Annotated in this window: 17 protein-coding genes and 1 tRNA gene; 2 read left to right on the plus strand and 16 right to left on the minus strand. The window is 66.5% G+C overall.

Translation table 11 applies throughout. The features are described from left to right. Window positions 1-215: 215 nt before the first annotated feature. From rpsI to Q0326_RS02285, 3 genes are all read right to left on the minus strand, one after another. Window positions 216-773, minus strand: coding sequence for a 30S ribosomal protein S9 (gene rpsI / locus Q0326_RS02275; RefSeq protein WP_298686648.1), 558 nt, complete (start codon window positions 771-773; stop codon window positions 216-218). Next, window positions 773-1,252 carry a 50S ribosomal protein L13 gene (gene rplM / locus Q0326_RS02280; RefSeq protein WP_298686650.1) on the minus strand — a complete coding sequence of 160 codons (480 nt, stop codon included), beginning with the start codon at window positions 1,250-1,252 and terminating at the stop codon, window positions 773-775. Before rplM ends, rpsI begins: the two co-directional genes overlap by 1 nt. A gap of 139 nt (window positions 1,253-1,391) precedes the next feature. Continuing rightward, window positions 1,392-2,417 carry a COX15/CtaA family protein gene (locus Q0326_RS02285; protein ID WP_298686681.1) on the minus strand — a complete coding sequence of 342 codons (1,026 nt, stop codon included), beginning with the start codon at window positions 2,415-2,417 and terminating at the stop codon, window positions 1,392-1,394. Between the two features lie 192 nt (window positions 2,418-2,609). Here Q0326_RS02285 and Q0326_RS02290 point away from each other — a divergent pair, with 192 nt between their 5' ends. After that, the gene (locus Q0326_RS02290) at window positions 2,610-3,794 is read left to right on the plus strand and encodes an NAD(P)/FAD-dependent oxidoreductase (protein ID WP_298686652.1); all 1,185 of its coding nucleotides are present in this window, start codon (window positions 2,610-2,612) and stop codon (window positions 3,792-3,794) included. A gap of 114 nt (window positions 3,795-3,908) precedes the next feature. On the opposite strand, the gene Q0326_RS02295 is transcribed toward Q0326_RS02290, so the two are convergent. The 6 genes from Q0326_RS02295 to rplJ form a co-directional block, all read right to left on the minus strand. Beyond that, the gene (locus Q0326_RS02295; RefSeq protein WP_298686653.1) at window positions 3,909-6,305 is read right to left on the minus strand and encodes a DUF3772 domain-containing protein; all 2,397 of its coding nucleotides are present in this window, start codon (window positions 6,303-6,305) and stop codon (window positions 3,909-3,911) included. A gap of 205 nt (window positions 6,306-6,510) precedes the next feature. After that, on the minus strand, window positions 6,511-7,722 hold the full coding sequence (locus tag Q0326_RS02300) for a glycosyltransferase family 1 protein (RefSeq protein ID WP_298686654.1): 1,212 nt from the start codon (window positions 7,720-7,722) through the stop codon (window positions 6,511-6,513). 274 nt (window positions 7,723-7,996) lie between these two features. Continuing rightward, a complete protein-coding gene (gene rpoC, locus Q0326_RS02305) occupies window positions 7,997-12,283 on the minus strand; it encodes a DNA-directed RNA polymerase subunit beta' (protein WP_298686656.1) in 4,287 nt (1,428 codons plus the stop codon). Between the two features lie 163 nt (window positions 12,284-12,446). Further along, window positions 12,447-16,607 (minus strand): DNA-directed RNA polymerase subunit beta, encoded by a 4,161-nt coding sequence (gene rpoB / locus Q0326_RS02310; RefSeq protein WP_298686658.1) that lies wholly within the window; start codon window positions 16,605-16,607, stop codon window positions 12,447-12,449. A gap of 428 nt (window positions 16,608-17,035) precedes the next feature. Then, the gene (gene rplL, locus Q0326_RS02315; protein ID WP_298686660.1) at window positions 17,036-17,410 is read right to left on the minus strand and encodes a 50S ribosomal protein L7/L12; all 375 of its coding nucleotides are present in this window, start codon (window positions 17,408-17,410) and stop codon (window positions 17,036-17,038) included. Between the two features lie 60 nt (window positions 17,411-17,470). Then, a complete protein-coding gene (gene rplJ / locus Q0326_RS02320; protein ID WP_298686662.1) occupies window positions 17,471-17,995 on the minus strand; it encodes a 50S ribosomal protein L10 in 525 nt (174 codons plus the stop codon). Between the two features lie 502 nt (window positions 17,996-18,497). Between rplJ and Q0326_RS02325 the strand changes: the two genes are divergently transcribed. Then, window positions 18,498-19,139, plus strand: coding sequence for a glycoside hydrolase domain-containing protein (locus tag Q0326_RS02325; RefSeq protein ID WP_298686664.1), 642 nt, complete (start codon window positions 18,498-18,500; stop codon window positions 19,137-19,139). Between the two features lie 69 nt (window positions 19,140-19,208). Here the strand turns inward: Q0326_RS02325 and rplA are convergent, their stop codons facing one another. The 7 genes from rplA to Q0326_RS02360 all read right to left on the minus strand — a co-directional run. After that, window positions 19,209-19,904, minus strand: a complete 696-nt coding sequence (gene rplA, locus Q0326_RS02330; RefSeq protein ID WP_298686666.1) for a 50S ribosomal protein L1 — start codon at window positions 19,902-19,904, stop codon at window positions 19,209-19,211. A 2-nt stretch (window positions 19,905-19,906) separates the two neighbouring features. After that, on the minus strand, window positions 19,907-20,338 hold the full coding sequence (gene rplK / locus Q0326_RS02335; RefSeq protein ID WP_298686668.1) for a 50S ribosomal protein L11: 432 nt from the start codon (window positions 20,336-20,338) through the stop codon (window positions 19,907-19,909). A 191-nt stretch (window positions 20,339-20,529) separates the two neighbouring features. Then, window positions 20,530-21,069, minus strand: a complete 540-nt coding sequence (nusG, locus tag Q0326_RS02340; RefSeq protein WP_298686670.1) for a transcription termination/antitermination protein NusG — start codon at window positions 21,067-21,069, stop codon at window positions 20,530-20,532. A gap of 27 nt (window positions 21,070-21,096) precedes the next feature. Further along, on the minus strand, window positions 21,097-21,330 hold the full coding sequence (secE, locus tag Q0326_RS02345) for a preprotein translocase subunit SecE (protein WP_298686672.1): 234 nt from the start codon (window positions 21,328-21,330) through the stop codon (window positions 21,097-21,099). Window positions 21,331-21,450: 120 nt separating this feature from the next. Continuing rightward, a tRNA-Trp gene (locus Q0326_RS02350) sits at window positions 21,451-21,526 on the minus strand. 190 nt (window positions 21,527-21,716) lie between these two features. Further along, entirely contained in the window at window positions 21,717-23,936 is a 2,220-nt protein-coding gene (locus Q0326_RS02355) for an EAL domain-containing protein (RefSeq protein WP_298686675.1), read from the minus strand. Between the two features lie 248 nt (window positions 23,937-24,184). Further along, the coding region (locus Q0326_RS02360; protein ID WP_298686677.1) for a fatty acyl-AMP ligase at window positions 24,185-25,703 on the minus strand (1,519 nt) is incomplete at its 5' end.

A 25,703-nucleotide genomic window follows, 5' to 3' on the forward strand; every position in this document is an offset into this window, starting at 1 on the left:
CAAGTATTTGCGAACTCCGCGAGTCATTGACGTCGGCTGTTTCGCAGTCATCTATTTGCCGGCTTTATTCGTATAATTACAAGTTTATAGTCCGTCTCGCATGAGAGAATGGTAATGCAGACCCACAGCTTTCCACCATTTTGGTGTCTAAAAATCAAAAAGGGCGGCCCCAGCATCCCGGGACCGCCCTTTCGGCGTAGCGTCTGTCGAGAAGCTTAGCGCTTCGAGAACTGGAAGCTCCGGCGGGCCTTCGCCTTGCCGTACTTCTTGCGCTCGACCGCGCGGCTGTCGCGGGTGAGGAAGCCTGCTGCCTTGACCGGCGCACGCAGCACCGGCTCGAAGCGGGTCAGTGCCTGCGAAATGCCGTGCTTGACCGCGCCGGCCTGGCCCGAGAGCCCGCCGCCGGTGACGGTGCACACGACGTCATACTGGCCCTCGCGCTCGGCGACACCGAACGGCTGGTTGATGACGAGGCGCAGCGTGGGCCGTGCGAAGTAGATTTCCTGGTCGCGGCCGTTGACCGTGATCTTGCCCGAGCCGGGCTTGATCCAGACGCGGGCGACCGCGTCCTTGCGGCGACCGGTCGCATAGGCGCGGCCCTGCGCGTCGATGATCTTTTCGCGCAGCGGCATCGTCGAGACGACCGGCGCGGGCGCCGAAGCGATCTGCTCGCCGTCGGCGTCGTAGATCGGGGTCGCAGGAGCGGCCGCCGCGGGGGCCTCGCCGCCGGTCAGGGCCGCGAGATCGGAAAGGGACTGGCGATCGTCGGACATCAGGCGCCCACCTTGTTCTTGCGGTTCATGCCCGCGACATCGATTGTTTCGGGGTTCTGCGCGACATGGTCGTGCTCGGCGCCCTTGAAGACGCGCAGGTTGCGCATCTGCTGGCGGCCCAGCGGCCCGCGCGGGATCATCCGCTCGACGGCCTTCTCGAGCACGCGCTCGGGGAAACGGCCCTCGAGAATTTTCGCGGGGGTGGTTTCCTTGATGCCGCCGGCATAGCCGGTGTGCTTGTAATAGACCTTGTCGGTGGTCTTCTTGCCGGTGAACTTCACCTTCTCGGCATTGATGATGATGACATTGTCACCACAATCGATGTGCGGGGTATAGCTCGGCTTGTGCTTGCCGCGCAGGATGTTGGCGACGATCGAGGCGAGACGCCCGACCACCAGTCCGTCGGCATCGATCAGATGCCATTTCTTTTCCACCGTGAACGGCGTCGCCGACTTGGTGGTCTTCATGAGCGCCTTCATGGCGTCTGTCTCCGATATCGCGTGAAACGCAGCGCGCCGCCCAATGCTGGACGGCGCTACGGGGACGGCTAGTGACGATTCGTCCCCGATAAGTCAAGCAAAACGGGGGTTTTGGCGTAGGGTATCTGAGTACCGTGGTCTAGGCGATGGGTTCGACGCGGCCGATCGCGTGGCCGCCCCACACCAAGGCGCCGAGCAGCAACGTCCCCGTCGCCTGATGCGCGACCGCGACTGGGATCGCGACGCCGCTGAGCAGGGTGGCGATGCCGAGCAGGATCTGGACCGCGACCGCGACCGCGATCGCCACCGCGGCGCGGCGGTCGCCGGCCTGCTGGGCGAAGCGCGCGACCATCAGCACCGCGACCGCGGCCACCCACGCCCACCAGCGGTGGAGGAATTGAACCACGATCGGGTTGTAAACGAGATTGTGCAGCGTGCTCGCCGCCGGGTTCCAGCCGCCGGCGGGAAACCAGTCGTCGCCCATCTTGGGCCAGCTCGCAAAGGCATAGCCCGCGCGCAGGCCAGCGGTGAAGGCGCCGAGCAGGAGCTGGAAGGCGAGGATCAGGATCGCGGTAATGGCGAGGCCAGTCAGCCGGGCCGGTTTGGCAAGCGGGTCGCGGGCGAGCGCGAACAGGTCGAGCGCCGTCCAGATCAACGTGCCGTAGATCAGCAGCGCGGTGAGCAGATGCACCGCGAGCCGGATGTGGCTGACCTCGGTGCGATATTGCAGCCCCGAATAGACCATCCACCAGCCGACCACGCCCTGCAGACCCCCCAGCGCGAAGATCAGGATCGCTCGCTTGCCGTAGCCTGCCGGGATACCGCGGCGCCACCAGAAGACCGCGAGCACGATCAGCAACACCGTCCCGATGCCGCGCGCGATCAACCGGTGGAGGAACTCCCAGAAATAGATGTGCTGGAAACCCTCCAGCGTCATGCCGGTGTTGAAGGCGCGATATTGCGGGATCGCCTTATAGGCGTCGAACGCGGCCTGCCACTGCGCGTGGCTCAGGGGCGGAATCGCGCCCAGGATCGGGTCCCATTCGACGATCGACAGCCCCGATTCGGTCAGTCGCGTGATCCCGCCGACGATGACGATCGCGAGCACCAGCGCGGCGACGACGAGCAGCCACGCCCCGAACGCGCGCGGGGAGGGGCGGGGCATTGCGGGGCGCAGGGGGAGGCGGGCGGCGGCGAGGTCGGACATGAGCTGGCTTTAGAACAGTATGCGGCGGGATTGAACCAGCAGGAGTCCGAGACCGGTTGCGCGCCGATCCGTCCTTATGGCGCATCGGATGATGTCGGCTTTCGCTCGCGGGGCTTCCGCCGGAGCGACCGCTGTGGGAAGGCCGCCACCATGAGCCGCGCCCCAGACCTCTATGATGCGATCATCCTCGGCGCGGGCGGGGCGGGGCTGATGTGCGCCGCGGTCGCCGGCCAGCGCGGACGCCGCGTGCTGGTGATCGATCATGCCGACGAGCCGGGCAAGAAGATCCTGATCTCCGGGGGCGGGCGCTGCAACTTCACCAATCTGCACACCGCGCCCGACCGCTATCTCTCGGCGAACCCGCATTTCGCCAAGTCGGCACTCGGCCGCTATTGCCCCGAGGATTTTCTCGCGATGGTCGACGCCCATGGCATCGCGTGGCACGAGAAGACGCTCGGGCAATTGTTCTGCGACGGCTCGGCCAAGCAGATCGTCGCGATGCTGCGCGACGAGTGCGACCGCGGCGACGTTACCATCCGCTGCGGCGCGGGCTTCGGCGCGATCGACCATGCCGACGGGCATTTCACTGTCCCGCACGGCGGCCATGTCGCGCAGGCGCCCGCGCTGGTGATCGCGACCGGCGGGCCCTCGATCCCGAAAATGGGCGCGACGGGGATCGCCTACGACATCGCGCGGCGCTTCGGGCTCAAGGTGGTCGAGCCGCGCCCGGCGCTGGTCCCGCTGACGCTGGGCAGCGAGGGTGCGCTGTTTACCCAGCTCTCCGGGGTCGCGAGCGAGGTGGTCGCGTCGGCGGACAAGATGCGGTTTCGCGAGGCGGCGTTGTTCACGCATCGCGGGCTGTCGGGGCCGGCGATTCTGCAAGCCTCGTCCTACTGGCGGCACGGCGAGACGGTCGGCATCGACTTCGTCCCCGATCAGCGGGCCGGCTGGCTGCGCGAAGCCAAGCGCGCGCGGCCGCGGGCGGGGCTGCGGTCGGTGCTCGGCGCGGCGCTCCCCGATCGGCTCGCGGAGACGCTGGCCGAGCGGCTGGCGCTATCGGGCGAACTCGCCAACCTGTCCGATCGCGCGCTCGAGGCGGCTGAGCGCCGGCTCGCCGACTGGCGCTTCGCGCCCAACGGCACCGAAGGCTTCGCCAAGGCCGAGGTCACCGTCGGCGGGATCGCCACCGCGGGACTGTCGTCGCAGACGATGGAAGCGCGCGCCGTGCCCGGCCTTTACGCGATCGGCGAGGCGGTCGACGTCACCGGCTGGCTGGGCGGCTATAATTTCCAATGGGCCTGGGCGAGCGGCTGGGCTGCGGCGCAGGCGGTGTAATTATCTTGTTCGCCGGCGAAGGCCGGGGTCCAGGCCCGGAGCCTGAGGCGGGCGCAGCGCATGACCGGCGATGTGCGGCCTGGGCCCCGGCCTTCGCCGGGGAACGCGCAGGCCCTACGCCTTCTCGCCATCGTCGATGACGCCCTGCGCACCCGTCGGGGCCGCGCCGAGCCACTGGACCTGCTGCGGCGTCGTGCCGAGCTCGATCCCCGCCTCCGGCATCCGCTGGAGCAGCTTGAACAGAAGTTCGCTGCGCGTCGGATAGACGCTGCGCGGGCTGCTGACATAGGCGAACATGTTGAGATTGACGCGCCCGTCCGCGATCGAGTCGATGAAGATCACCGGCGCCGGGTCGGCGAGCACCGCGGGTGCCTCCTCGAACATCGTGCCCAGCATGTTGCGGACCTGCCCGACGTCGGTGCCGAGCGGCACCGAGAATTGCAGCTGGATGCGGCCCAGCGGGTCGGCCATCGTCTTGTTGACGATCGACTTGGTGATCAGCTCCGAATTGGGCACGATCAGCGTCGAGCGATCGGCGATCATGATCTCGGTCGCGCGGACGGAAATGCGCTTCACGTCACCGTCCTGGTCGCCGATCCGCACCCAGTCGCCGATCTTGACCGGCCGCTCGGCAAGCAGGATCAGGCCTGACACGAAGTTCTGCGTGATCGCCTGCAGGCCGAAGCCGATGCCGACCGACAGCGCCGAGAGCAGCAGCGCGATCCGCTCGATGCCGATGCCGAGCGAGGCCAGCGCCCACAATACTGCGAGGATCAGCCCGGCATAGCGCGCGACCATGCTGATCGAGTTGCGCGCGCCGGCATCGAGCTCGGTGGCGGGCAGATAGCGGTTGGTCAGCCAGCCCTGGATGCCGCGCACCACGAACAGCCCGACCGCCAGCACCGCGCACGCGCGCAGGATGGCGCCGGGCGCGATCGTGATCTGGCCGACGGTCACGCCTTGCGAAACCCGCCCGATCTGGCCGACCAGCGTCCCGAAGTCCGATCCGAACGGCGCGAATATCAGACTGGCGGCAATCGCCATCAGCGCCAGCCGCAGCAATGCCGAGAGCGCGACGCCGAACTGGTCGATCAGGCTGCGGCGGATGCCGAAGCCGTGATGGAAGGCGTCCGCGACGCGACCGTCGTGCGCGAACAGGCTCGAGCAGATATCGTCGGTCGCGACCAGCGCGAGATAAAGGCCACCGGCGACCACGCCGATCCAGACGATGAAGCGCGAGAGGAAGAAGGCGAGGCTGAGATAACCCGTCGCCAGCGCGCCGATCGAGACGACGAGCAGCGCCCAGGTCGCGAGCGAGACGAAGGCGGCCCCGGTGCGGTCGGCCTGCTCTTCGGCATCGGCATCGCGCTCGGCGGCGGCACGCGCGCGCAGCCTGGCCCCCGTGACGAGAATGCCGAACAGCAGCCCGATATGGAGGATCGCGACGAAGACATAGGCTGCCTCCTTGGTTGGTCCGAGCGCGCCCATCGCATCGACGAAGTCGACGAGCAGCAGGCTCACCACGCCGACACCGGCGGCGGCGAAGGTCCAGGGTCTGAGGCCATTGGCGGTCTCGTCGCGGATCGGGATCAGCCTCCACGACGACTGTCGCCGCTGGAGCAGCGCGCCGCCGAGCGCCGAGACGAATGCCGCGATGAATGCCGCCTTCTCGAGACTGTCGCCGAGCCCGTCCCAACTGGGCGCGAGCATGGCGGCGCTGCGCAGGCCGGCGACGAACACGGTCGCCGACAGCGCCGGCACCAGCGCGCCGACCGCGAGCAGCCACAGCGCGAGCCCCGAGCGGCGGATGCGGTTGCCGGGCACGCGCGCGATCACATAGGCGCGACCGGCACGGCGCAGCGCCATCCGCACCGGCCAGGCGAGCACCAGCGCACCGAGCACGCCAAGCAGCAGCGGCAGCAGGCCACCGCTAGCGAGGCCGTGGCGTGCCGCGCCGAACTCGACTTCGACGAATAGCCCGGTGCGGCGGATGTCACGCGGGGCCGACAGCAGCACCGGCCGCCAGAAGGCCGTGGTCAGTGGCGAGCCGATGCGTTCGGACATCCGCTCGCTGAACGCATCGGCTTGGCTCGCGCCGATCTCCCCGGCGAGTTGGTCCGCCTCGACGCCGAGCAGCTTGCCGCGCTTGATCCCGGAATCGACCGTCGAGCGCTGCTGCGCGAGCAGCTTGCGCTGTGCGCGGATGTCGGGCGCCTCGGTCACACCGGGGGTCACCGGTCCGAGCTGGACGACGCGCGCGTCGATCAGCTGCTCCTGCGCGGTCAGCACCGCGACCTGCGCGGTGGTCGTCGTCTTGACCGCGGCGGCCCGGTCGCGCAGCGCATCGCGCTGGCTGGCGTCGGTGCGCTCGTTGAACGCGGCATCGACCGCCTTGAACTCGGTCGAGGCCTTGTCGAGCGCCTGGGTCGCGGCGAGGATCGGATCGACGTCCTGTGCCGCGACGGGTGTGGCGAGCAGCAGGGCGAGGAGGAGCAGGCGGCGTAGGATCATGGCATGCGCCTTACCGGCTTGTGCGCGCGTCGCCCAGCCTGGGGTTCACATATCCTCCCCTGCAAGGGGAGGGGGACCACCCGCAGGGTGGTGGAAGGGTGGACCACGCCTCTGACGCGTGCCGCGCGTATCAGCTGTCGGACACCCCTCCACCACCGGCTACGCCGGCGGTCCCCCTCCCCTGAGAGGGGAGGATGGAACAATACTACCGCTCCCGCCGGCTTCCCGGCCACGGCACGCGGACCAGCGGCGGCGTGCCCAAGCTGCCCCGCTCGCGCTGGCGCTCGATGCGCAGATAGCTTTCGACCAGCGCCTCGTTGACCTTGTCCCACTCATAGGCCGCACTCGCGGAACGACCGGCCTCGCCCGCTCCCGCCCGCACCGCAGGTTCGCGACAATAGCGCGCGATCGCGTCGGCAAACGAGATGATCGCGCCGGGCCGGACCAACTCGCCCGTGACGTGCGGGACGACGAGGCTGCGGCTGCCGGTCGCGTCGGCGGCGACCACCGGGATGCCCGCCGCCATCGCCTCGAGCGTGACATTGCCGAAGGTCTCGGTGACCGAGGGGTTGAACAGCACGTCCATCGAGGCGGCGGCACGGCCGAGATCGGCGCCGCCCTGGAAGCCCGCGAACACCGCATCTTCGGGCAAGCGCTTTTCGAACCAGTCGCGCGCCGGCCCGTTGCCGACGACGAGCACGCGGTGCTTCACGCCGCGCCGCGCCAGTTCGTCGACCGTGTCGGCGAACACGTCGAGGCCTTTTTCCATCACCAGCCGGCCAATGAATCCGATCGCGACCTCATCGTCTGCGATGCCGAGGCTGCGGCGCCACGCCATGTCGCGACGGGCGGGCGAGAAGACGTCGCGCTCGACGCCGCGCGACCAGATGCCGACGTCGAAATTCATCCGCTGGTCGCGCAGCACCTGCGCCATCGAGTCGGACGGCGCGAAGATCGCGTCGCAGCGCCGGTAGAAGCGGCGCAACCCTGCGAGCACCAGCGGCTCGGTGAAGGCGAAGCCATAGTAACGCGGATAGGTCTCGAAGCGCGTGTGGACCGAGGCGACCACCGGCAGCTTGTTCTTGCGCGCGAAACGGACCGCGGCGTGTCCGAGCACCTCCGGCGAGGCGCAGTGGATCATGTTGGGCGCGAAGCGGTGGATGTCTTTCTTGACCCCGGGCGTGAGTAGCACCGGCAGCCGATATTCGGCGCGGCCGGGCAGGGGGATCGCCGGCACGCCGATCAGGTCGCCGACATGATCGAAGGCGGGGAGCTTCACCTTGGGGCTGTAGATGCGCACCGCCGCGCCGTGGCGGAGCAGATATTCCACGAGCCGGTTGAGCGCCTGGTTCGCGCCGTCACGGACATAATTATAGTTGCCGCTGAACAGCGCCACGCGGAGATCGGTAACGTCCATCGCGGTCGCTCATAGGGGCGCGCGGAGGAAAGGCCAATGGGGCGATGGCCTTCGACTGCCTCAGGCCGAACGGGCGTTAGGGCTGTGCTTCGACTTCGTTCAGCACGAACGGAAGAGGGGAACGGCTATAGTCCCCGTTCGCCCTGAGCAGGGCTGAGCGCAGTCGAAGCCCGCCCATCGAAGGGCAGCCACGCCGCGCAGACAAACAAAACCCCTCCCGCACCAGGATGCGGGAGGGGTTTTGCAGTGTCAGACCGTCACCGGCCGGCGCGGATCACGTGTTCAGATAGTCACCCGCGTCCGCATCGGTGCCGTGGCCCGAGGGCACGACCTCGGCGAGCGCATCGTCACCGGTACCCGTCGAGCCCCGCGCCGAGCGGGCGAGCTCCGCATTATGCTCCTCCGCTGCGCTGTTCGGCGCGGCGATCGCCGCCTCGAACGAGCGCTGCTGCGCACGGAGCGCCGCGTCGCGGCTGGTCGCCGCCACCCGGAGACGGGACAAGCCCGCGCCGGTGCCCGCCGGGATGAGACGCCCGACGATGACGTTCTCCTTGAGCCCGTTGAGCTGGTCGACCTTGCCCTGCACCGACGCTTCGGTGAGCACCCGCGTCGTCTCCTGGAAGGAGGCGGCGGAGATGAAGCTGCGCGTCTGCAGCGAGGCCTTGGTGATGCCCAGCAGGATCGGCTTGCCCTCGGCGGGCTGCTTGCCCTCGAGCGCCAGCTTGCGGTTGTCCGCCTCCATGTCTTCCTTCTCGACCTGTTCGCCGACCAGGAAGGTGGAGTCGCCCGCGACCGTGATCTCGACCTTGAGCAGCATCTGGCGAACGATCGTCTCGATGTGCTTGTCGTTGATCTTCACGCCCTGGAGACGATAGACCTCCTGGATTTCCGACACGAGATATTCGGCGAGCGGCTCGATGCCGAGCACCTCGAGAATGTCGTGCGGATCGGGCGAGCCGCCGATCAGATTGTCGCCACGCTTGACGTGGTCGCCTTCCTGGACGTCGATCACCTTCGACTTGGGCACCAGATACTCGACCGGCTCCGACCCATCTTCCGGACGGATGATGATCTTGCGCTTGGCCTTATAGTCCTTGCCGAATTCGACGCGGCCCGAGATCTTCGCGATGATCGCGTTTTCCTTGGGCTTGCGCGCCTCGAACAGCTCGGCGACGCGCGGCAGACCGCCGGTGATGTCGCGCGTCTTGGCGGCTTCACGCGAGACGCGGGCGAGAACCTCGCCGGCCTCGACATGCTGGCCGTCCTCGACCGAGAGGTTCGCACCGGGGGCGAGCATGTAGCGCGCCGCCTCGCCCGAATTCTCGTCGAGCAGGGTGAGGCGCGGGCGGAGATCTTCCTTCCGTGCGGTCGCACGATATTCGATCACCACCTTCTGCGCGATGCCGGTCGCTTCGTCGGTCTGCTCGCTGATCGTCTGGTTCTCGATGAGATCCTGATACTTCACCGTACCGGCCTTCTCGGTGATGACCGGCATCATGAACGGATCCCACTCGGCCAGGCGATCGCCCTTCGAGACGATGTGCCCGTCGGTGTAGAGCAGATGCGCACCGTAGGGGATGCGATGCGTCGAGCGCTCGCGACCATCCATGTCGATGATCGCGACCTCGCCCGAGCGCGACATCGAGACGCGACGCCCACGCGGATCGACGATCGTCGGCAGCTCGCGATATTCGATCGTGCCGTCGACGACGGCCTCGAGGTTCGAGGTCTCGTTGAGCTGCGCCGCCCCGCCGATGTGGAACGTCCGCATCGTCAGCTGCGTGCCCGGCTCGCCGATCGACTGCGCCGCGATGACGCCGACGGCCTCACCGATGTTCACCGGCGTACCGCGCGCGAGATCGCGGCCGTAGCAGGTGGCGCAGACGCCGCCGATGCTCTCGCAGACCAGCGGCGAGCGGATCTGCACCGCCTGCGTGCCGATCGTCTCGATCCGCACGATCGCGGGCTCGTCGAGCAGCGTACCCTCGGGGATCAGCACCTCGTTGGTCTTGCTGTCGACGATGTCCTCCGCCGTGGTGCGGCCGAGGATGCGCTCGCCGAGCGAGGCGATGGTGGCGCCGCCCTGGACGATCGCCTTCATCTCCAGCGAGCGCTCGGTGCCGCAATCGATCTCGACGATGACGCAATCCTGCGACACGTCGACCAGACGGCGGGTGAGGTAGCCCGAGTTGGCGGTCTTGAGCGCCGTATCCGCGAGACCCTTACGGGCGCCGTGGGTCGAGTTGAAGTACTCAAGGACGGTCAGGCCTTCCTTGAAGTTCGAGATGATCGGCGTCTCGATGATCTCGCCCGAGGGCTTGGCCATCAGGCCGCGCATGCCGGCGAGCTGCTTGATCTGCGCCGCCGAACCACGGGCACCCGAATGCGCCATCATGTAGATGGCGTTCATCGACTTCTCGCGACCCTTGTTGGGACCGTCGGTCTCGATCTTGACCGCCTGGATCTCCTTCATCATCTCGGCCGCCACGCGGTCGCCGCAGCGCGACCAGGCGTCGATGACCTTGTTGTACTTCTCCTGCTGCGTGATCAGGCCGTCCTGATACTGCTGCTCGTAATCCTTCACGAGCGTACGCGTCTCCTCGACGAGGGGAACCTTGGCCTCGGGGATGATCATGTCGTCCTTGCCGAACGAGATGCCCGCCTGGAACGCGTGGCGGAAGCCGAGCGACATGATCGCGTCGGCGAACAGCACCGTGTCCTTCTGGCCGGTGTGACGATAGACCTCGTCGATCACGTCGCCGATGTCCTTCTTGGTCAGCACGCGGTTGACCGTGTCGAAGGGCACCTTGAACGACTTGGGCAGGCACTCGCCGATCAGCATGCGGCCGGGCGTCGTCTCATAGCGCTTGAGATACTGATTGCCCTGCTCGTCGGTCTGCGGAACGCGGCTGATGATCTTCGAGTGCAGCGTCACCGCCTTGGCGTTGAGCGCCTGATGCACCTCCATCATATCGGAGATCATCATGCCCTCGCCGGGCTCCTTCTCCTTGGAGAGCGAGAGGTAATAGAGCCCGAGCACCATGTCCTGCGAGGGGACGATGATCGGCTTGCCGTTGGCGGGCGAGAGGATGTTGTTGGTCGACATCATCAGCACGCGCGCTTCCAGCTGTGCCTCTAGGCTCAGGGGCACGTGAACGGCCATCTGATCGCCGTCGAAGTCGGCGTTGAACGCCGAGCAGACCAGCGGATGGAGCTGGATCGCCTTGCCCTCGATCAGCACGGGCTCGAACGCCTGGATGCCGAGACGGTGCAGCGTGGGCGCGCGGTTGAGCATCACGGGATGCTCGCGGATCACCTCGTCCAGGATGTCCCAGACTTCCTTGCGCTCCTTCTCCACCCACTTCTTCGCCTGCTTGAGCGTCATGCTCAGGCCCTTGGCGTCGAGGCGCGCGTAGATGAACGGCTTGAACAGCTCGAGCGCCATCTTCTTGGGCAGGCCGCATTGATGCAGCTTCAACTCAGGCCCCGTGACGATCACCGACCGGCCCGAATAGTCGACGCGCTTGCCGAGCAGATTCTGGCGGAAGCGGCCCTGCTTGCCCTTGAGCATGTCGGACAGCGACTTGAGGGGGCGCTTGTTGGCGCCCGTGATCGTGCGGCCGCGGCGGCCGTTGTCGAACAGCGCGTCGACGGCCTCCTGCAGCATGCGCTTCTCGTTGCGGACGATGATGTCCGGCGCGCGCAGCTCCATCAGGCGCTTCAACCGGTTGTTGCGGTTGATCACGCGGCGATAGAGATCGTTGAGATCGGAGGTCGCGAAGCGGCCGCCATCGAGCGGCACCAGCGGACGCAGCTCGGGCGGGATCACCGGCACGACGTCGAGGATCATCCACTCGGGGCGGTTGCCCGAATCGATGAAGCTCTCGACGACCTTCAAGCGCTTGATGATCTTCTTGGGCTTGAGCTCGGACTTGGTGACGGCGAGCTCATCCAGGAGCTCCTTGCGCTCGCCCTCGAGGTCGAGGTCGATGAGCATCTGCTTGACCGCCTCGGCGCCGATCCCGGCGGAGAAGGCGTCCTCGCCATATTCGTCCTGCGCGGAGAGGATCTCGTCCTCGGTGAGCAGCTGATACTTCTCGAGCGGGGTCAGGCCCGGCTCGATCACGACATAGGCCTCGAAGTAGAGGATGCGCTCGAGCTGCTTGAGCTGCATGTCGAGCAGCAGGCCGATGCGCGACGGCAGCGACTTCAAGAACCAGATGTGCGCGACGGGAGCGGCGAGCTCGATATGGCCCATCCGCTCGCGGCGGACCTTCGAGACGGTGACCTCGACGCCGCACTTCTCGCAGACGATGCCCTTATACTTCATCCGCTTGTACTTGCCGCACAGGCACTCGTAATCCTTGATCGGACCGAAGATGCGCGCGCAGAACAGGCCGTCGCGCTCGGGCTTGAACGTGCGGTAGTTGATGGTCTCGGGCTTCTTGATCTCGCCGAACGACCAGGAGCGGATGCGCTCCGGGGAGGCGATCCCGATCTTGATCTGGTCGAACGTCTCCGGCTTCGCGAGCGGATTGGCGAAATTGGTCATCTCGTTCATGTGCAACTCCTAAGCCGTTGGCTTGGGTGAAATCTATCCGTTCGCCCTGAGTAGGGACTGAGCTTGTCGAAGGCCCGTATCGAAGGGGCCTCGCGCTCCGGTCCTTCGATACGCCGCTTCGACAAGCTCAGCGGCTACTCAGGACGAACGGTATATTGGGTCGTTACTCCGCGGCCTTCGCCAGCCCGTCCTCGTCGACATTCTCGTCGTTGAGAAGTTCGACGTTGAGGCCCAGCGAGCGCATCTCCTTGACGAGCACGTTGAAGCTCTCGGGGATGCCGGCCTCGAACGTATCGTCGCCCTTGACGATCGCCTCATAGACCTTGGTGCGGCCGACGACGTCGTCGGACTTGACCGTCAGCATCTCCTGCAGCGTGTAGGCGGCGCCGTACGCCTGGAGCGCCCACACCTCCATCTCACCGAAGCGCTGCCCGCCGAACTGCGCCTTACCACCCAGCGGCTGCTGGGTAACAAGCGAGTAGGGCCCGATCGACCGCGCGTGGATCTTGTCGTCCACGAGATGGTGCAGCTTGAGCATGTAGATATACCCAACCGTCACCTTGCGATCGAACATGTCGCCGGTCCGCCCGTCGAACAGATCGCTCTGGCCCGACGTGTCGAGGTTGGCGAGCGTCAGCATGTGCGAGACGTCAGCCTCGCGCGCGCCGTCGAACACCGGTGTCGCCATCGGCACGCCGTTCTTGAGCAGGCCCGCCATCTCGACGATCTCGTCGCCCGAGCGGCTGTCGATCTCGGCATGATATTGCTCGCCATAGGCGATCTTCATCTGCTCGACGACCGCCTCGGGCGGCTTGCCGCCGGTGACGCCGGGATTGGCCTCACGCCATTCTTCGAGCGCCGCGGTGATCTGCTTGCCGAGACCTCGCGAGGCCCAGCCGAGATGCGTCTCGAAGATCTGCCCGACGTTCATGCGCGACGGCACGCCCAGCGGGTTCAAGACGATGTCGACCGGCGTCCCGTCGGCGAGGAACGGCATGTCCTCGTTCGGCAGGATGCGCGAGATGACGCCCTTGTTGCCGTGACGGCCGGCCATCTTGTCGCCCGGCTGCAGCTTGCGCTTCACCGCGACGAACACCTTGACCATCTTGAGCACGCCCGGCGGCAGTTCGTCACCGCGCTGCAGCTTCTCGACGCGATCCTCGTAGCGCTTCTGGAAGACGCTGGCGGCGTCGTCATACTGCGCCTTGACCGCCTCAAGATCGGCCTGCCGCGCATCGTCGGCGACCGCGAACCTCCACCATTCGCGCTTCTCGACGTCGGCGAGCAGCTCGGCGGTGATCTCGGTGCCCTTCTTGATGCCCTTGGGCGCGGCCGCGATGACCTGCCCGATCAGCATCGGCTGCAAGCGGCCGAACGTCGCACGGTTGAGGATCGCGCGCTCGTCCTCGCGATCCTTGGCGAGGCGATCGATCTCCTCGCGTTCGATCGCGAGCGCGCGCTCGTCCTTATCGACGCCGTGGCGGTTGAACACGCGCACGTCGACGACGGTGCCGGTGACGCCCGGGGGCAACCGCAGCGAGGTGTCGCGAACGTCCGAGGCCTTCTCGCCGAAGATCGCGCGGAGAAGCTTCTCCTCCGGCGTCATCGGCGATTCACCCTTGGGGGTGATCTTGCCGGCGAGGATGTCGCCCGGCTCAATCTCGGCACCGATGTAGACGATGCCCGCCTCGTCGAGGTTGCGGAGCGCTTCCTCGCCGACATTGGGGATGTCGCGGGTGATGTCCTCGGGACCGAGCTTGGTGTCGCGGGCCATCACCTCGAACTCCTCGATGTGGATCGAGGTGAAGACGTCGTCCTTCACGATCCGCTCGGAGATCAGGATGGAATCCTCGTAGTTGTAGCCGTTCCACGGCATGAACGCGACGAGGACGTTGCGGCCGAGCGCGAGCTCGCCGAACTCGGTCGAGGGACCATCGGCGATGATGTCGCCCTTGCTGACCCGCTCGCCCACCTTCACCAGCGGACGCTGGTTGATGCAGGTCGACTGGTTCGAGCGCTGGAACTTCATCAGCGTGTAGATGTCGACGCCCGACTTGCCCGGCTCGACCTCGTCGGTCGCCCGGATCACGATGCGGGCGGCGTCGACCTGGTCGACGATACCCGACCGCTTGGCGCCGATCGCGGCACCCGAGTCCCGCGCCACCGTCTCTTCCATGCCGGTGCCCACGAACGGGGCCTCGGCGCGGACGAGCGGCACCGCCTGGCGCTGCATGTTCGAGCCCATCAGCGCGCGGTTGGCGTCATCGTTTTCCAGGAAGGGAATGAGCGATGCCGCGACTGAGACGAGCTGCTTGGGGCTGACGTCCATCAGCGTGATCTGATCGCGCATCGCCATCAGGAACTCGCCGGCCTCGCGCGCCGAGATCAGCTCCTCGACGAAGGTGCCGTCCGCCGAGACTTCGGCGTTGGCCTGCGCGATCGTGTGCTTGGCCTCTTCCATCGCCGACAGGTACACGACCTCGTCGGTGACCTTGTGGTCGATGACCTTGCGATACGGCGTCTCGATGAAGCCGTACTTGTTCACCCGCGAGAAGCTGGCGAGCGAGTTGATCAGGCCGATGTTCGGGCCTTCCGGCGTCTCGATCGGGCAGATGCGGCCATAATGCGTCGGATGGACGTCGCGGACCTCGAAGCCCGCGCGCTCGCGGGTGAGGCCGCCCGGCCCGAGCGCCGAGACGCGACGCTTGTGCGTCACTTCGGAGAGCGGGTTGGTCTGATCCATGAACTGCGACAGCTGCGACGAGCCGAAGAACTCGCGCACCGCGGCAACCGCAGGCTTGGCGTTGATCAGGTCGTTGGGCATCACGGTGGAGACATCCACCGACGACATCCGCTCCTTCACGGCGCGCTCCATGCGGAGCAGGCCGACGCGGTACTGGTTCTCGAGCAGTTCGCCGACCGACCGCACGCGGCGGTTGCCGAGATTGTCGATGTCGTCGATCTCGCCCTTGCCGTCCTTGAGGCCGACCAGCGTCTTGACCACCTCAAGGATGTCCTCGGTGCGCAGCGTCGTCACCGTGTCCTCGACGTCGAGGTCGAGGCGCATGTTGAGCTTGACGCGGCCGACCGCCGAAAGGTCGTAGCGCTCGGGATCGAAGAACAGCCCGGCGAAGAGGGCCTCAGCGGTCTCCTTCGTCGGCGGCTCGCCGGGGCGCATGACGCGGTAGATCTCGGAAAGCGCATGATCGCGCTCCTCGACCTTGTCGGCCTTGAGCGTGTTGCGGATCCATGCGCCGGTCGAGACGTGATCGATGTCGAGCAGCTCGAGATTCTCGATGCCGGCGGCGTCGAGCTTGGCAAGGTTCTCCTCGGAGACCTCGTCGCCCGCCTCGATGTAGATCTCGCCGGTCGACTCATTGATCAGGTCATAGGCACTGAACCGGCCGAAGATTTCCTCGGTCGGGATCAGCAGCGTGACGAGACCGTCCTTGCCGGCCTTGTTGGCGGCACGCGGGCTGATCTTGGTGCCGGCGGGGAAGACGACCTCGCCGGTGTCGCCGTTGACGACGTCGTACATCGGCTTCTGGCCGCGCCAATTCTCGGACAGGAAGGGGACCTTCCAGCCGTTGGGCCCGCGGACATAGGTCGCGGTCTTGTAGAATTCGTTGAGGATCTGCTCGCCCGACAGGCCGAGAGCATAGAGCAGCGTCGTCACCGGCAGCTTGCGCTTGCGATCGATGCGGACGTTGACGATGTCCTTGGCGTCGAACTCGAAATCGAGCCACGAACCGCGATACGGGATCACGCGCGCCGCGAACAAATATTTACCCGAGGCGTGGGTCTTGCCGCGATCATGGTCGAAGAGGACGCCCGGCGACCGGTGCATCTGGCTGACGATCACGCGCTCGGTGCCGTTGACGATGAACGTGCCGTTCCACGTCATCAGCGGCATGTCGCCCATGTAGACGTCCTGCTCCTTGATATCGAGCACCGAGCGGGTCTCGGTATCGGGATCGACCTCGAACACGATCAGGCGGAGCGTCACGCGCATCGGCGCGGCGTAGGTCATGCCGCGCTGGCGGCATTCCTCGGTGTCGTACTTCGGGTCTTCCAGCTCGTAATTGACGAAATCGAGCTCGGCGGTGCCGGCGAAGTCGCGGATCGGGAAGACGCTGCGCAGCGTCTTCTCGAGCCCCGAGACATAGCCGATCGACGGATCGGACCGCAGGAACTGCTCATAGCTCTCCCGCTGCACTTCGATCAGGTTCGGCATCTGCACGACTTCGTGGATGTTGCCGAACACCTTGCGGATGCGCTTCTTGGCGCCCGCGATGAAGTGGGGGGGGATGGGCTGGGTGGCCATATACGGGTCCGTCCTCGATCGTTTCACGTCGTTGGCGTGCCTCGCAGCACCCCGGAAGCCTGACCGCAGGTTTTACCCCACGAAAAAAAGTGCGGACCCGGGCATTCGGGACCACACTGTTGCACTCTACGTTCCCGCTCTCGTCTCCCATTCGTCGCGACCCGGTGCGCAAGGCGGGTCGTGTCCCGGAGGCGGGGCGGGCGGCCAGCCATGCGTCGATACGACGAACGGACGGCCTGCTATGTCGGAAGAGGGCTATATAGCGTCTCGTTCCGGGAAGGGAAGGGGGAATGCGCGAGAGATCGCGAACATGGCGATCCGCCGGCCCTGTCCAACACCGGTGATGCCGGAAAAGAAAAGGGGCGACCCGTCACCGGGCCGCCCCTCGCATAGCCGGCCAAGCCCGAAGGCGAGGCCAAGCCAGTCGCTTACTTGACCTCGACGGTCGCGCCGGCGTCTTCGAGCTGCTTCTTGACCTTCTCGGCCTCGTCCTTGCTCACGCCTTCCTTGATCGCCTTGGGGGCCGACTCAACGAGGGTCTTGGCCTCCGTCAGGCCGAGGCCGGTGATCGCGCGGACTTCCTTGATGACGTTGATCTTCTTGCCACCGTCGCCGGTGAGGATCACGTCGAACTCGGTCTTCTCTTCGACGGCGGCGGCAGCGGCGCCACCACCGGCGGGTGCAGCGGCGACAGCCGCGGCAGCCGAAACGCCCCACTTCTCTTCGAGCAGCTTCGAGAGCTCGGCGGCTTCGAGAACGGTGAGAGCCGACAGGTCGTCGACGATCTTCTGCAGGTCAGCCATGATATATCTCCATATGCGGGGCGAATGGGCCCCAAAATGTCTTCAGGTATGCAAGTAAGGTCAGGCCGCCTCGGCCTCGTCCTTGGTCGCGTAAGCGGCGAACACGCGGGCCAGCTGGCCTGCGGGCGCCTGCACGATCTGAACGATCTTGGTCGCGGGTGCCTGTACCAGGCCCACGATCTTGGCGCGCAGTTCGTCCAGCGAAGGCAGCTCGGCGAGCGCCTTCACACCGTTCACGTCGAGGAGCGTATCCCCCATCGCGCCGCCGACGATTTCCAACTTGTCGTTGGTCTTCGCGTAATCGACGACGGCCTTGGCGGCCGCCACCGGATCGACGGAGGTCGAAAGCGCGGTCGGCCCGGTCAGCAGCGAGCTGAGCGAGGTGTAGGCCGTGCCTTCGGCAGCGATGCGGGCGAGGCGGTTCTTGGCAACCTTGTAGCTGGCGCCGGCTTCACGCATCTTCACGCGCAGCACAGTGGACTGTGCGACGGTGAGACCGAGATTGCGGGTGACAACCACCACGCCGCTCTCGGTGAAAGTGCGATTCAACTCGGCGACAGCCGCGGACTTCTGAGCGCGATCCATGCCAATCTCCACTTCGTGTGCCGGCCCGCGACAGTGCGGGCCAGCGAGAGCCATGAAGCCGATACGCCGCTTCACGGCCCGTCCGTGGGAAATCGTCGCCTGGCCGCGTCTCGTCCCGAAAGACGTGAGCATGGCAGACCCGGATGATCATCGCGCGGCAAACGCGCGAAAGATCCGGTCAAACTCTTCCCCGCCTATGCAGCCTGATTAAGGGGCGATCCCCAGCTGCAGTCTCGGACGGTACGTCACCCGCTTCCGAGAAGGCGGGTGATTCGAGGGGCGCCTATAGCGTGGTAGGGCACCGGCGTCACGCGCGATCTACAGGATCCTGTCTCGGCGCGTCATCGGGTGCAGATTGGTGCGATATACTTGGCGCGCACCTTTAGCGGGAATATCCATTCCTTGCCCTCGACCGTCACCGAGCAAGCCTCCGTCGCGTCGCCGGAACCGTAGCCGAATGTCGCTCCGCTTGCGTGTCTCACATGATGGCGAGGAGTTCGCTATGCCTGTCCAGACGGTGCCGAACGGCGCGCATGGTTTCGATGCCAATTCGGTTTTGTCGGTGCCGCGCTGCCAACAGGCGCGCGCAATGGGGTTCGTCTTCGCGGTCCGCTATGTAGCATTGGGGACATCGCCAGGCAGCGGCAATCTCTCCGCGTCAGAAGTGAAGGCGATCGTCAGCTCGGGTCTCGGGCTGATGCCCGTCCAGCATGTCGCCAAGCCGGGGTGGACACCAAGCGCAGCGTCGGGTCAGGCCAACGGCCAAAATGCGGCGGCGCACGCGGCAAGCGCCACGCTGCCGCCGGGCATCAATCTCTGGGTGGATCTGGAGGGGATCAATCACACCACGCCCGCCGAAGATGTGATCGCCTATTGTAACGCATGGTGCGCCGAGGTCGTCCAGGCCGGCTTTGTGCCGGGCGTATATGTCGGTGCCGACGCGATCCTGAGCGGCGACCAGCTCTATTGGCGGCTACAGCTCAAACATTATTGGAAATCGGGCAGCCGCGTGCCCGACATCCCCCATCGCGGCTATCAGCTGGTGCAGCGGATCGTGGCGGGGGACAGCCCGTTCGGCATCGACATCGACCGCAATTTGGCGACGACCGACAGCTTCGGTGATGCCGCGTTGATGCTGACCTAAGTCGCACAAAGGGCGTGAGAGAGGTGAGCGGCCGCCCACCTCTCCCACGCCCGATAGCGAGACCGTTGTTTACGCGTCGAGCGCGGCCGGGTCGACCTTGACGCCGGCGCCCATCGTCGAGCTGATCGCGACCTTCTTGACGTACTTGCCCTTGGCGCCGGCCGGCTTGGCCTTGACCAGCGCGTCGAGCAGCGCGTCGAAATTGGCGCGCAGGTCCTCCGCCGGGAACGACGCCTTGCCGATGCCCGAATGGATGATCCCCGCCTTTTCGACGCGATATTCGATCTGGCCGCCCTTGGCTGCCTGCACGGCGGCGGCGACGTTCATCGTCACGGTGCCGAGCTTGGGGTTGGGCATCAGGCCCTTGGGGCCCAGCACCTTACCGAGACGGCCGACGAGGCCCATCATGTCCGGGGTCGCGATGCAGCGATCGAAGTCGATCGTGCCACCCTGGACGAGCTCGAGCAGGTCTTCGGCACCGACGACGTCAGCGCCGGCCGCGGTGGCTTCCTCGGCCTTGGCGCCGCGCGCGAACACGCCGACGCGGACCGTCTTGCCGGTACCCTTGGGCAGCGTCACGACGCCACGGACCATCTGATCGGCATGGCGCGGATCGACGCCGAGGTTGACCGCGACTTCGATCGTCTCGTCGAACTTCGAGGTCGCGTGAGTGCGTGCGAGGCCGATCGCCTCGTCGATGCCGTGCAGCTTCTCGCGATCAATCGCGGTGCCCAGCGTCTTCGCCTTCTTGGTCAGCTTGGCCATGTTCAGCCCTCCACCACTTCGAGGCCCATGGCCCGTGCCGAACCCTCGATCGTCTTGGTCGCCGCATCGACGTCCATCGCGTTCAGGTCCTTCATCTTCATCGCCGCGATCTCGGCTAGCTGCGAGCGCTTGATCTTGCCCGCGATCGCCTTGCCCGGCTCCTTCGAACCTGAGGTCAGGCCAGCGGCCTTCTTGAGCAGGAACGAGGCCGGCGGCGTCTTGGTGATGAACGAGAAGCTGCGATCCGCGTAGACGGTGATCACCGTCGGGATCGGCATGCCCTTCTCGAGCTCGCTCGTCGACGCGTTGAACGCCTTGCAGAATTCCATGATGTTGACGCCGCGCTGGCCGAGCGCGGGACCGATCGGCGGCGACGGATTGGCGGCGCCGGCCTTCACTTGCAACTTGATGTACCCGGTAATCTTCTTCGCCATGATGATCTCCTATGGCTTAGCGGTGGTGGCGGCGTCCCCGAAGGTCGGCCTCCCGCGGACTATGTACTCAACTCACGCTCCTGACCCGTCATCCTGACGATCGTCAGGATCCAGAGCCCCAGGCGGCAGCGCTTGCCGCTCTGGATCCCGGAGCACGTCCGGGATGACGATCGGGGCTTACGCCCCGGCCATTATTTGACGCGTTCCACCTGCTCGAACTCGAGCTCGACAGGCGTCGCGCGCCCGAAGATCGACACCGACACCTTGACGCGGGCGCGATCGAAATCGAGCTCCTCGACCAGGCCGTTGAACGAGGCGAACGGACCGTCGAGCACCTTGACCTGATCGCCGATGTCGAAATCGACCTTGAGCTTGGCCTTGGGGGCGGCGACCGCCTGCTCCTCCTTGGTGTTGAGGATGCGCGCCGCCTCGGACTCGCTGATCGGCTGCGGCTTGCCATTATTGCCGAGGAAGCCCGTCACCTTCGGCGTATTGCGCACGAGGTGATAGACGTCGTCGTTCATGTGCAGCTTGGCCAGCACATAGCCGGGGAAGAATTTGCGGTCCGACGTGACCTTCTTGCCGCGACGGACCTCGGTGACCTTCTCGGTGGGGACCTCGACGGCCTCGACGAGCTGCTCGAGCCCCATGCGGCCGGCGTCGGCGAGGATCTGCTCCTTCACCTTGTTCTCGAAGCCCGAATAGGCGTGGATGATGTACCAGCGCGACATGCTTATCCTATACCTTTGAGCCGGCGCTCAAGCGACGAGCTTGAGCAGCGCCTGGGCGAGCGCGTTGAAGGCCTGGTCGACGCCGAGGAAGAACAAGGCGAGCAACGTCGTCATGAGGACCACCATCACGGCGGTCATCGTGGTTTCCTTGCGGGTCGGCCAGGAGACCTTGTTGGTCTCGGTGCGCACCTGCTGGATGAACTCGGGCACGGACTGGACGAAACCGCCAATCCCGCCGTCCTTCTGGGTCGTCCTTGCCACGTACGTCCACCTTCCGAAAACGACACAAGAGGCCGCAGGCGCCATCCCACTTTGACGTGGGGAGCGGCGCCCTGGCCTCGCTCATCTGCTTACCCGACCTTTTGGTCCACCATCCGAGGATGGCAGGAGCGGGGGGACTCGAACCCACGACCCTCGGTTTTGGAGACCGATGCTCTACCAACTGAGCTACGCTCCTCCAGGTCGGGAGCGGATGCAGCCCATAGCGAGAGCAGGGGCGGGGTGCAAGGGGTTGGGGAGTGGCTCGGGTAGCTTCCGCGCCCCGTTCGTCCCAAGCGAAGTGGAGGGACCGATGTCGAGCGCGGCGCTCGCCGCCGAATGCCTCGGCTTCGCTCGGCACGAACGGTGTGTTGCGGATAGCGTGCGCCTCAGATCGCCCGCAGCACCCGGCCATCGGCCTTGGCATGCGCCAGCGCGGAGGCGGCGCTGGGATCGACCGGCTGGCCGACCAGCCAGCCCTGTACCTGGCTGCAGCCGAGTCCGCGCATGCGGTCATATTCGCTGCGGGTCTCGGCTCCCTCGGCGATCGTGGTCATGCCGAGCGAATCCGCCATGGCGACGATCGCGCGGACGATCGCAATGCTCTCGGCGGCGTTGCCGGTCGCGCCGCGGACGAAGCTGCGGTCGATCTTGATCGTCGAGAAGCGCCCCTTGCGCAAATAGCCCAGCGACGACGCGCCGGTGCCGAAATCGTCGAGCGCGATGCGGACGCCCAGCGCCATGACCCGATCGACGATGTCGGTGATGCCGCCGTCGCGCACGAACACTTCCTCGGCGATCTCGAGCTCGAGCCGGTCGGGCGACAGGCCGGAGTGCGATAGCGCCGAGACGATCGTCGCCAGCAACTGCGGGTCGCGAAGCTGCGCTTGCGCCATGTTGACCGAGACGCGGACATGCTCGGGCCAGGTCGCGGCATCGCGGCACGCCGAGTGCATCACCCAGTCGCCGATCCGGCCGATCAGTCGCGCGTCCTCGGCGACCGGGATGAATACTTCGGGAGAGACGTTGCCGAGTTCGGGATGGACCCAGCGCAGGAAGGCCTCGAAGCCCGCGAGCTTGCCGCCCGCCGCCTCGACGATCGGCTGGTAGACCAGGCTGAGTTCGCCGCGTTCGAGGGCATCGCGGAGCGCGACTTCGATGCGGCGGCGCTCCTCGGCCTGGGCGTGGAGCTGCGGCTCGTAACGGCGGTGGACGCCGCGACCGTCATCCTTGGCGCGGTAGAGCGCGAGATCGGCGTTACGCAGCAATGTCTCGACTGCGCGTCCGTCGCGCGGGGCGGTCGCCGAGCCGACGCTGCCGCCGATGTGAAGTTGATGGTCGTCGATCGCGAAGGGTGCGCTCAGCGTCTCGACGATCCGCGTGGCGAGCCGGTCGACACGATCGCGGTCGGTCGCGTCGGTGACCACGACTGCGAACTCGTCGCCGCCAAGTCGGCCGCAGAGATCGCCATGCGTCAGCAGCGCCGACAGCCGGTTGGATACTTCGATCAGCAGCTTGTCGCCGACGGGGTGGCCAAGCGTGTCGTTGACCTGCTTGAACCTGTCGAGATCGATCAGCATCAGGGTCGAGCGTCGGCCGTTGTGATGGCCGTCACGCAGCGCCGTACCGAGCTTGTCGATGACATGCGCGCGGTTGGCGAGGCCGGTCAGCCCGTCGAACCGTGCCATTCGATCGATCCTCTCGGCCGAACGGTGGCGATCGGTCGCGTCGGTGCCGACCCCCCAGAACCCGACCATCGCACCACGTTCGTCGCGGCGAGGCGCCGCGGACAGCGCCCACCAGCGGTGTTCGCCGTCGATCATCACGGGCACGATCAGATCGCGGAAGCTTTCCCGCAGCCGCAGCTTTTCAGCGAGGATGCGGATTCCGGGCGCGACCTCGCCATCATTATCCCACGCGTCGCCGGCAAGCAGGGCGAGCAGCGGCCTGCCCTCGATCTGTGCATGGTCCAGTCCGAACAGGCGGGCCAGTCGCGGCGACACGTCGACGAGGCATTTCGCGGTGTCCGTCCGCCACAGCCAATCCGCGCCCGAATCCTCATGCTCTCGGAGCAACAGGCTGATCACCTCCTCCTTGCTGCTTAATGTCTGTTCGGCGCTGATGCGACCGAGCAGCAGCCGCGCATTGGCGGCGAAGGTGGCAACGGCCCCCAGCGTGAACACGGTCGCGACGCCGGCAAGCATGAACCGCCCGTCCGCGGCCATCGCGGCCGCGGCGGCGGTGCCGACGACAAGGATAAAGCCGATTCCGCCGATCGGGCTTGGCGTGAGCAGCGCGGTCGCGGCCATGACCAGCACGCCGCCCGTCGCCAGCAGCGTGAAATTATGCGGCGTGTTCGCCGGGCCGGTGAACAGCGCCATAGCGACCGCCCAGCCATGTCCGAGCAATAGCGCGCCGACAAGATCCGGATCGTTCCAGGTCGCCCGCGCCCGCGCTGACCGATTTGCGCCGAGCCCGATCAATATGGCGACACCGATGATTGCCGCGATCCACGGCAGCACTATGCGGGGGCCCAGCGTGCCGCCGCGCAGCGCGAGCACGCTCAGCGCCGCAAGCAGATTGACGGCTATCCACAGCGGACGGCGCATACTGAGCGCAGCCGCGCGCTGCGGCGCCAGCGCCGGATGGGCATCGTTGCGCCCGCCGGAAAAGCCGAGCGTGTAGACCCAGGAGGGCGTTATGCGCTCCGAACGGAATGTTGGCGAATTTGGCACCCGCGAACGGTAGCGGAGATACCTTACCGTCACGTAAGCGTCGGCAAGCAAAATCCGCGGTCCAAGCCGGAAAAACGGCGGTTAGCAGCCGTTCCTGCGAGACGCCGCCCGAAAGTCCTCGCTCAGGCGGCGATATCGTATGGCTGAATTTCGCCAGAGAGGTACAGCGTTCGCGCCTTGGCGCGGCTGAGTTTGCCCGAACTCGTGCGCGGCAACGTACGCGGCGGGACAAGCTCGATCACGCAGTTCATGCCGGTGATCGCGCGGACCTTCTCGCGGATCAGGTCGCGCAGCCGGGTACGCTCGGCCTGGTCCGACGTGCGGCACTGGACGAGCACCGCGGGAGTTTCCTCGCCGCCTGGCGTGGTGATCGCGAAGGCGGCGATGTCGCCGGCCTTGAAGCCGGGCAGCTGCTCGACCGCCCATTCGATGTCCTGCGGCCAGTGGTTGCGGCCGTTGACGATGATCATGTCCTTGGCGCGGCCGACGATGTAGAGATAGCCGTCGCTCATGTAGCCCATGTCGCCGGTGTCGAGCCAGCCGTCGATCAGGCAGGCGGCGGTGGCGTCAGGATCGCGGAAATAGCCGGCCATGACCGACGGCCCGCGGCACCAGACCTTGCCGATCGCGCGTTCGGGCAGGTCCGCGCCGTCCTCCTCGCGGATCGCGATCGCCATGTCGCGCACCGGACGGCCGCAATTGACGATCGCGCGATACCGCTGCGGGCGGCGCAGGCCGCCCTTCCGGCCGCCGTCGCCGGCGCCGTCGGCGAGGTCACCGCCCGACAGCTGCGTCTCCTCGACCAGCTCGGCGCGGATGCCCTCGCCCGGCGGCATGATCGACACCGCCAGCGTCGCCTCGGCCAGGCCGTAGCTCGGCAGGAACGCGGACGCCTGGAACCCTGCGGGGGCGAACGCGTCGACGAAGCTCTGCATCACGTCCGGGCGGATCATGTCCGCGCCGTTGCCCGCGATGCGCCAGCGCGACAGGTCGAGCCGATCCTCGACCCGGCTCTGGCTGCCGATGCGGCGCGCGCAGATGTCGTAGCCGAAGGTGGGGGAGTAGGAGAGGGTGGTGCCCGGATGGCGGCTGATCATGTCGAGCCAGGCCAGCGGGCGGCGCGCGAAATCCTCGGTCTTCAGGTAATCGGTCGACACCTGGTTGGCGACCGGCGACAGCATGCAGCCGACGAGGCCCATGTCGTGATACCAGGGCAGCCACGATATGCAGCGGTCGCCGGCGCGCACCTCCATGCCGTGGCTGTGCGCCGCCAGATTGTTGAGCAGCGCGGCATGGGTGATCGCGACGCCGTGCGGGAAGCGCGTCGATCCGCTGGAATATTGCAGATAGGCGATGCTGTCGGGGTCCGCGGCCGGCAGCGGCGCGGGATCGGCGGCGCGGGTCGCGAACCGGTCCCAGTCCTCGCCCGGCACCCCGGCCAGCGATGCCGCCTCCGCCGCCATCGGCGCGAGGTCGGGCGGATAGATCAGCAGTGCGGGCTCGCAACTGGCCAGCTGGGCGCGCAGCTGGTCGATGTACGAGTCGCGGCCGCCGAACGAGGTGGGCAGCGGCAAGGGCACGGGCCACGCGCCGGCATAGACCGCGCCGAAGAACAGGGCGGCGAACTCAGGCACCGTTTCG

This window comes from uncultured Sphingomonas sp., assembly GCF_937859915.1.
Classification (GTDB): domain Bacteria; phylum Pseudomonadota; class Alphaproteobacteria; order Sphingomonadales; family Sphingomonadaceae; genus Solisphingomonas.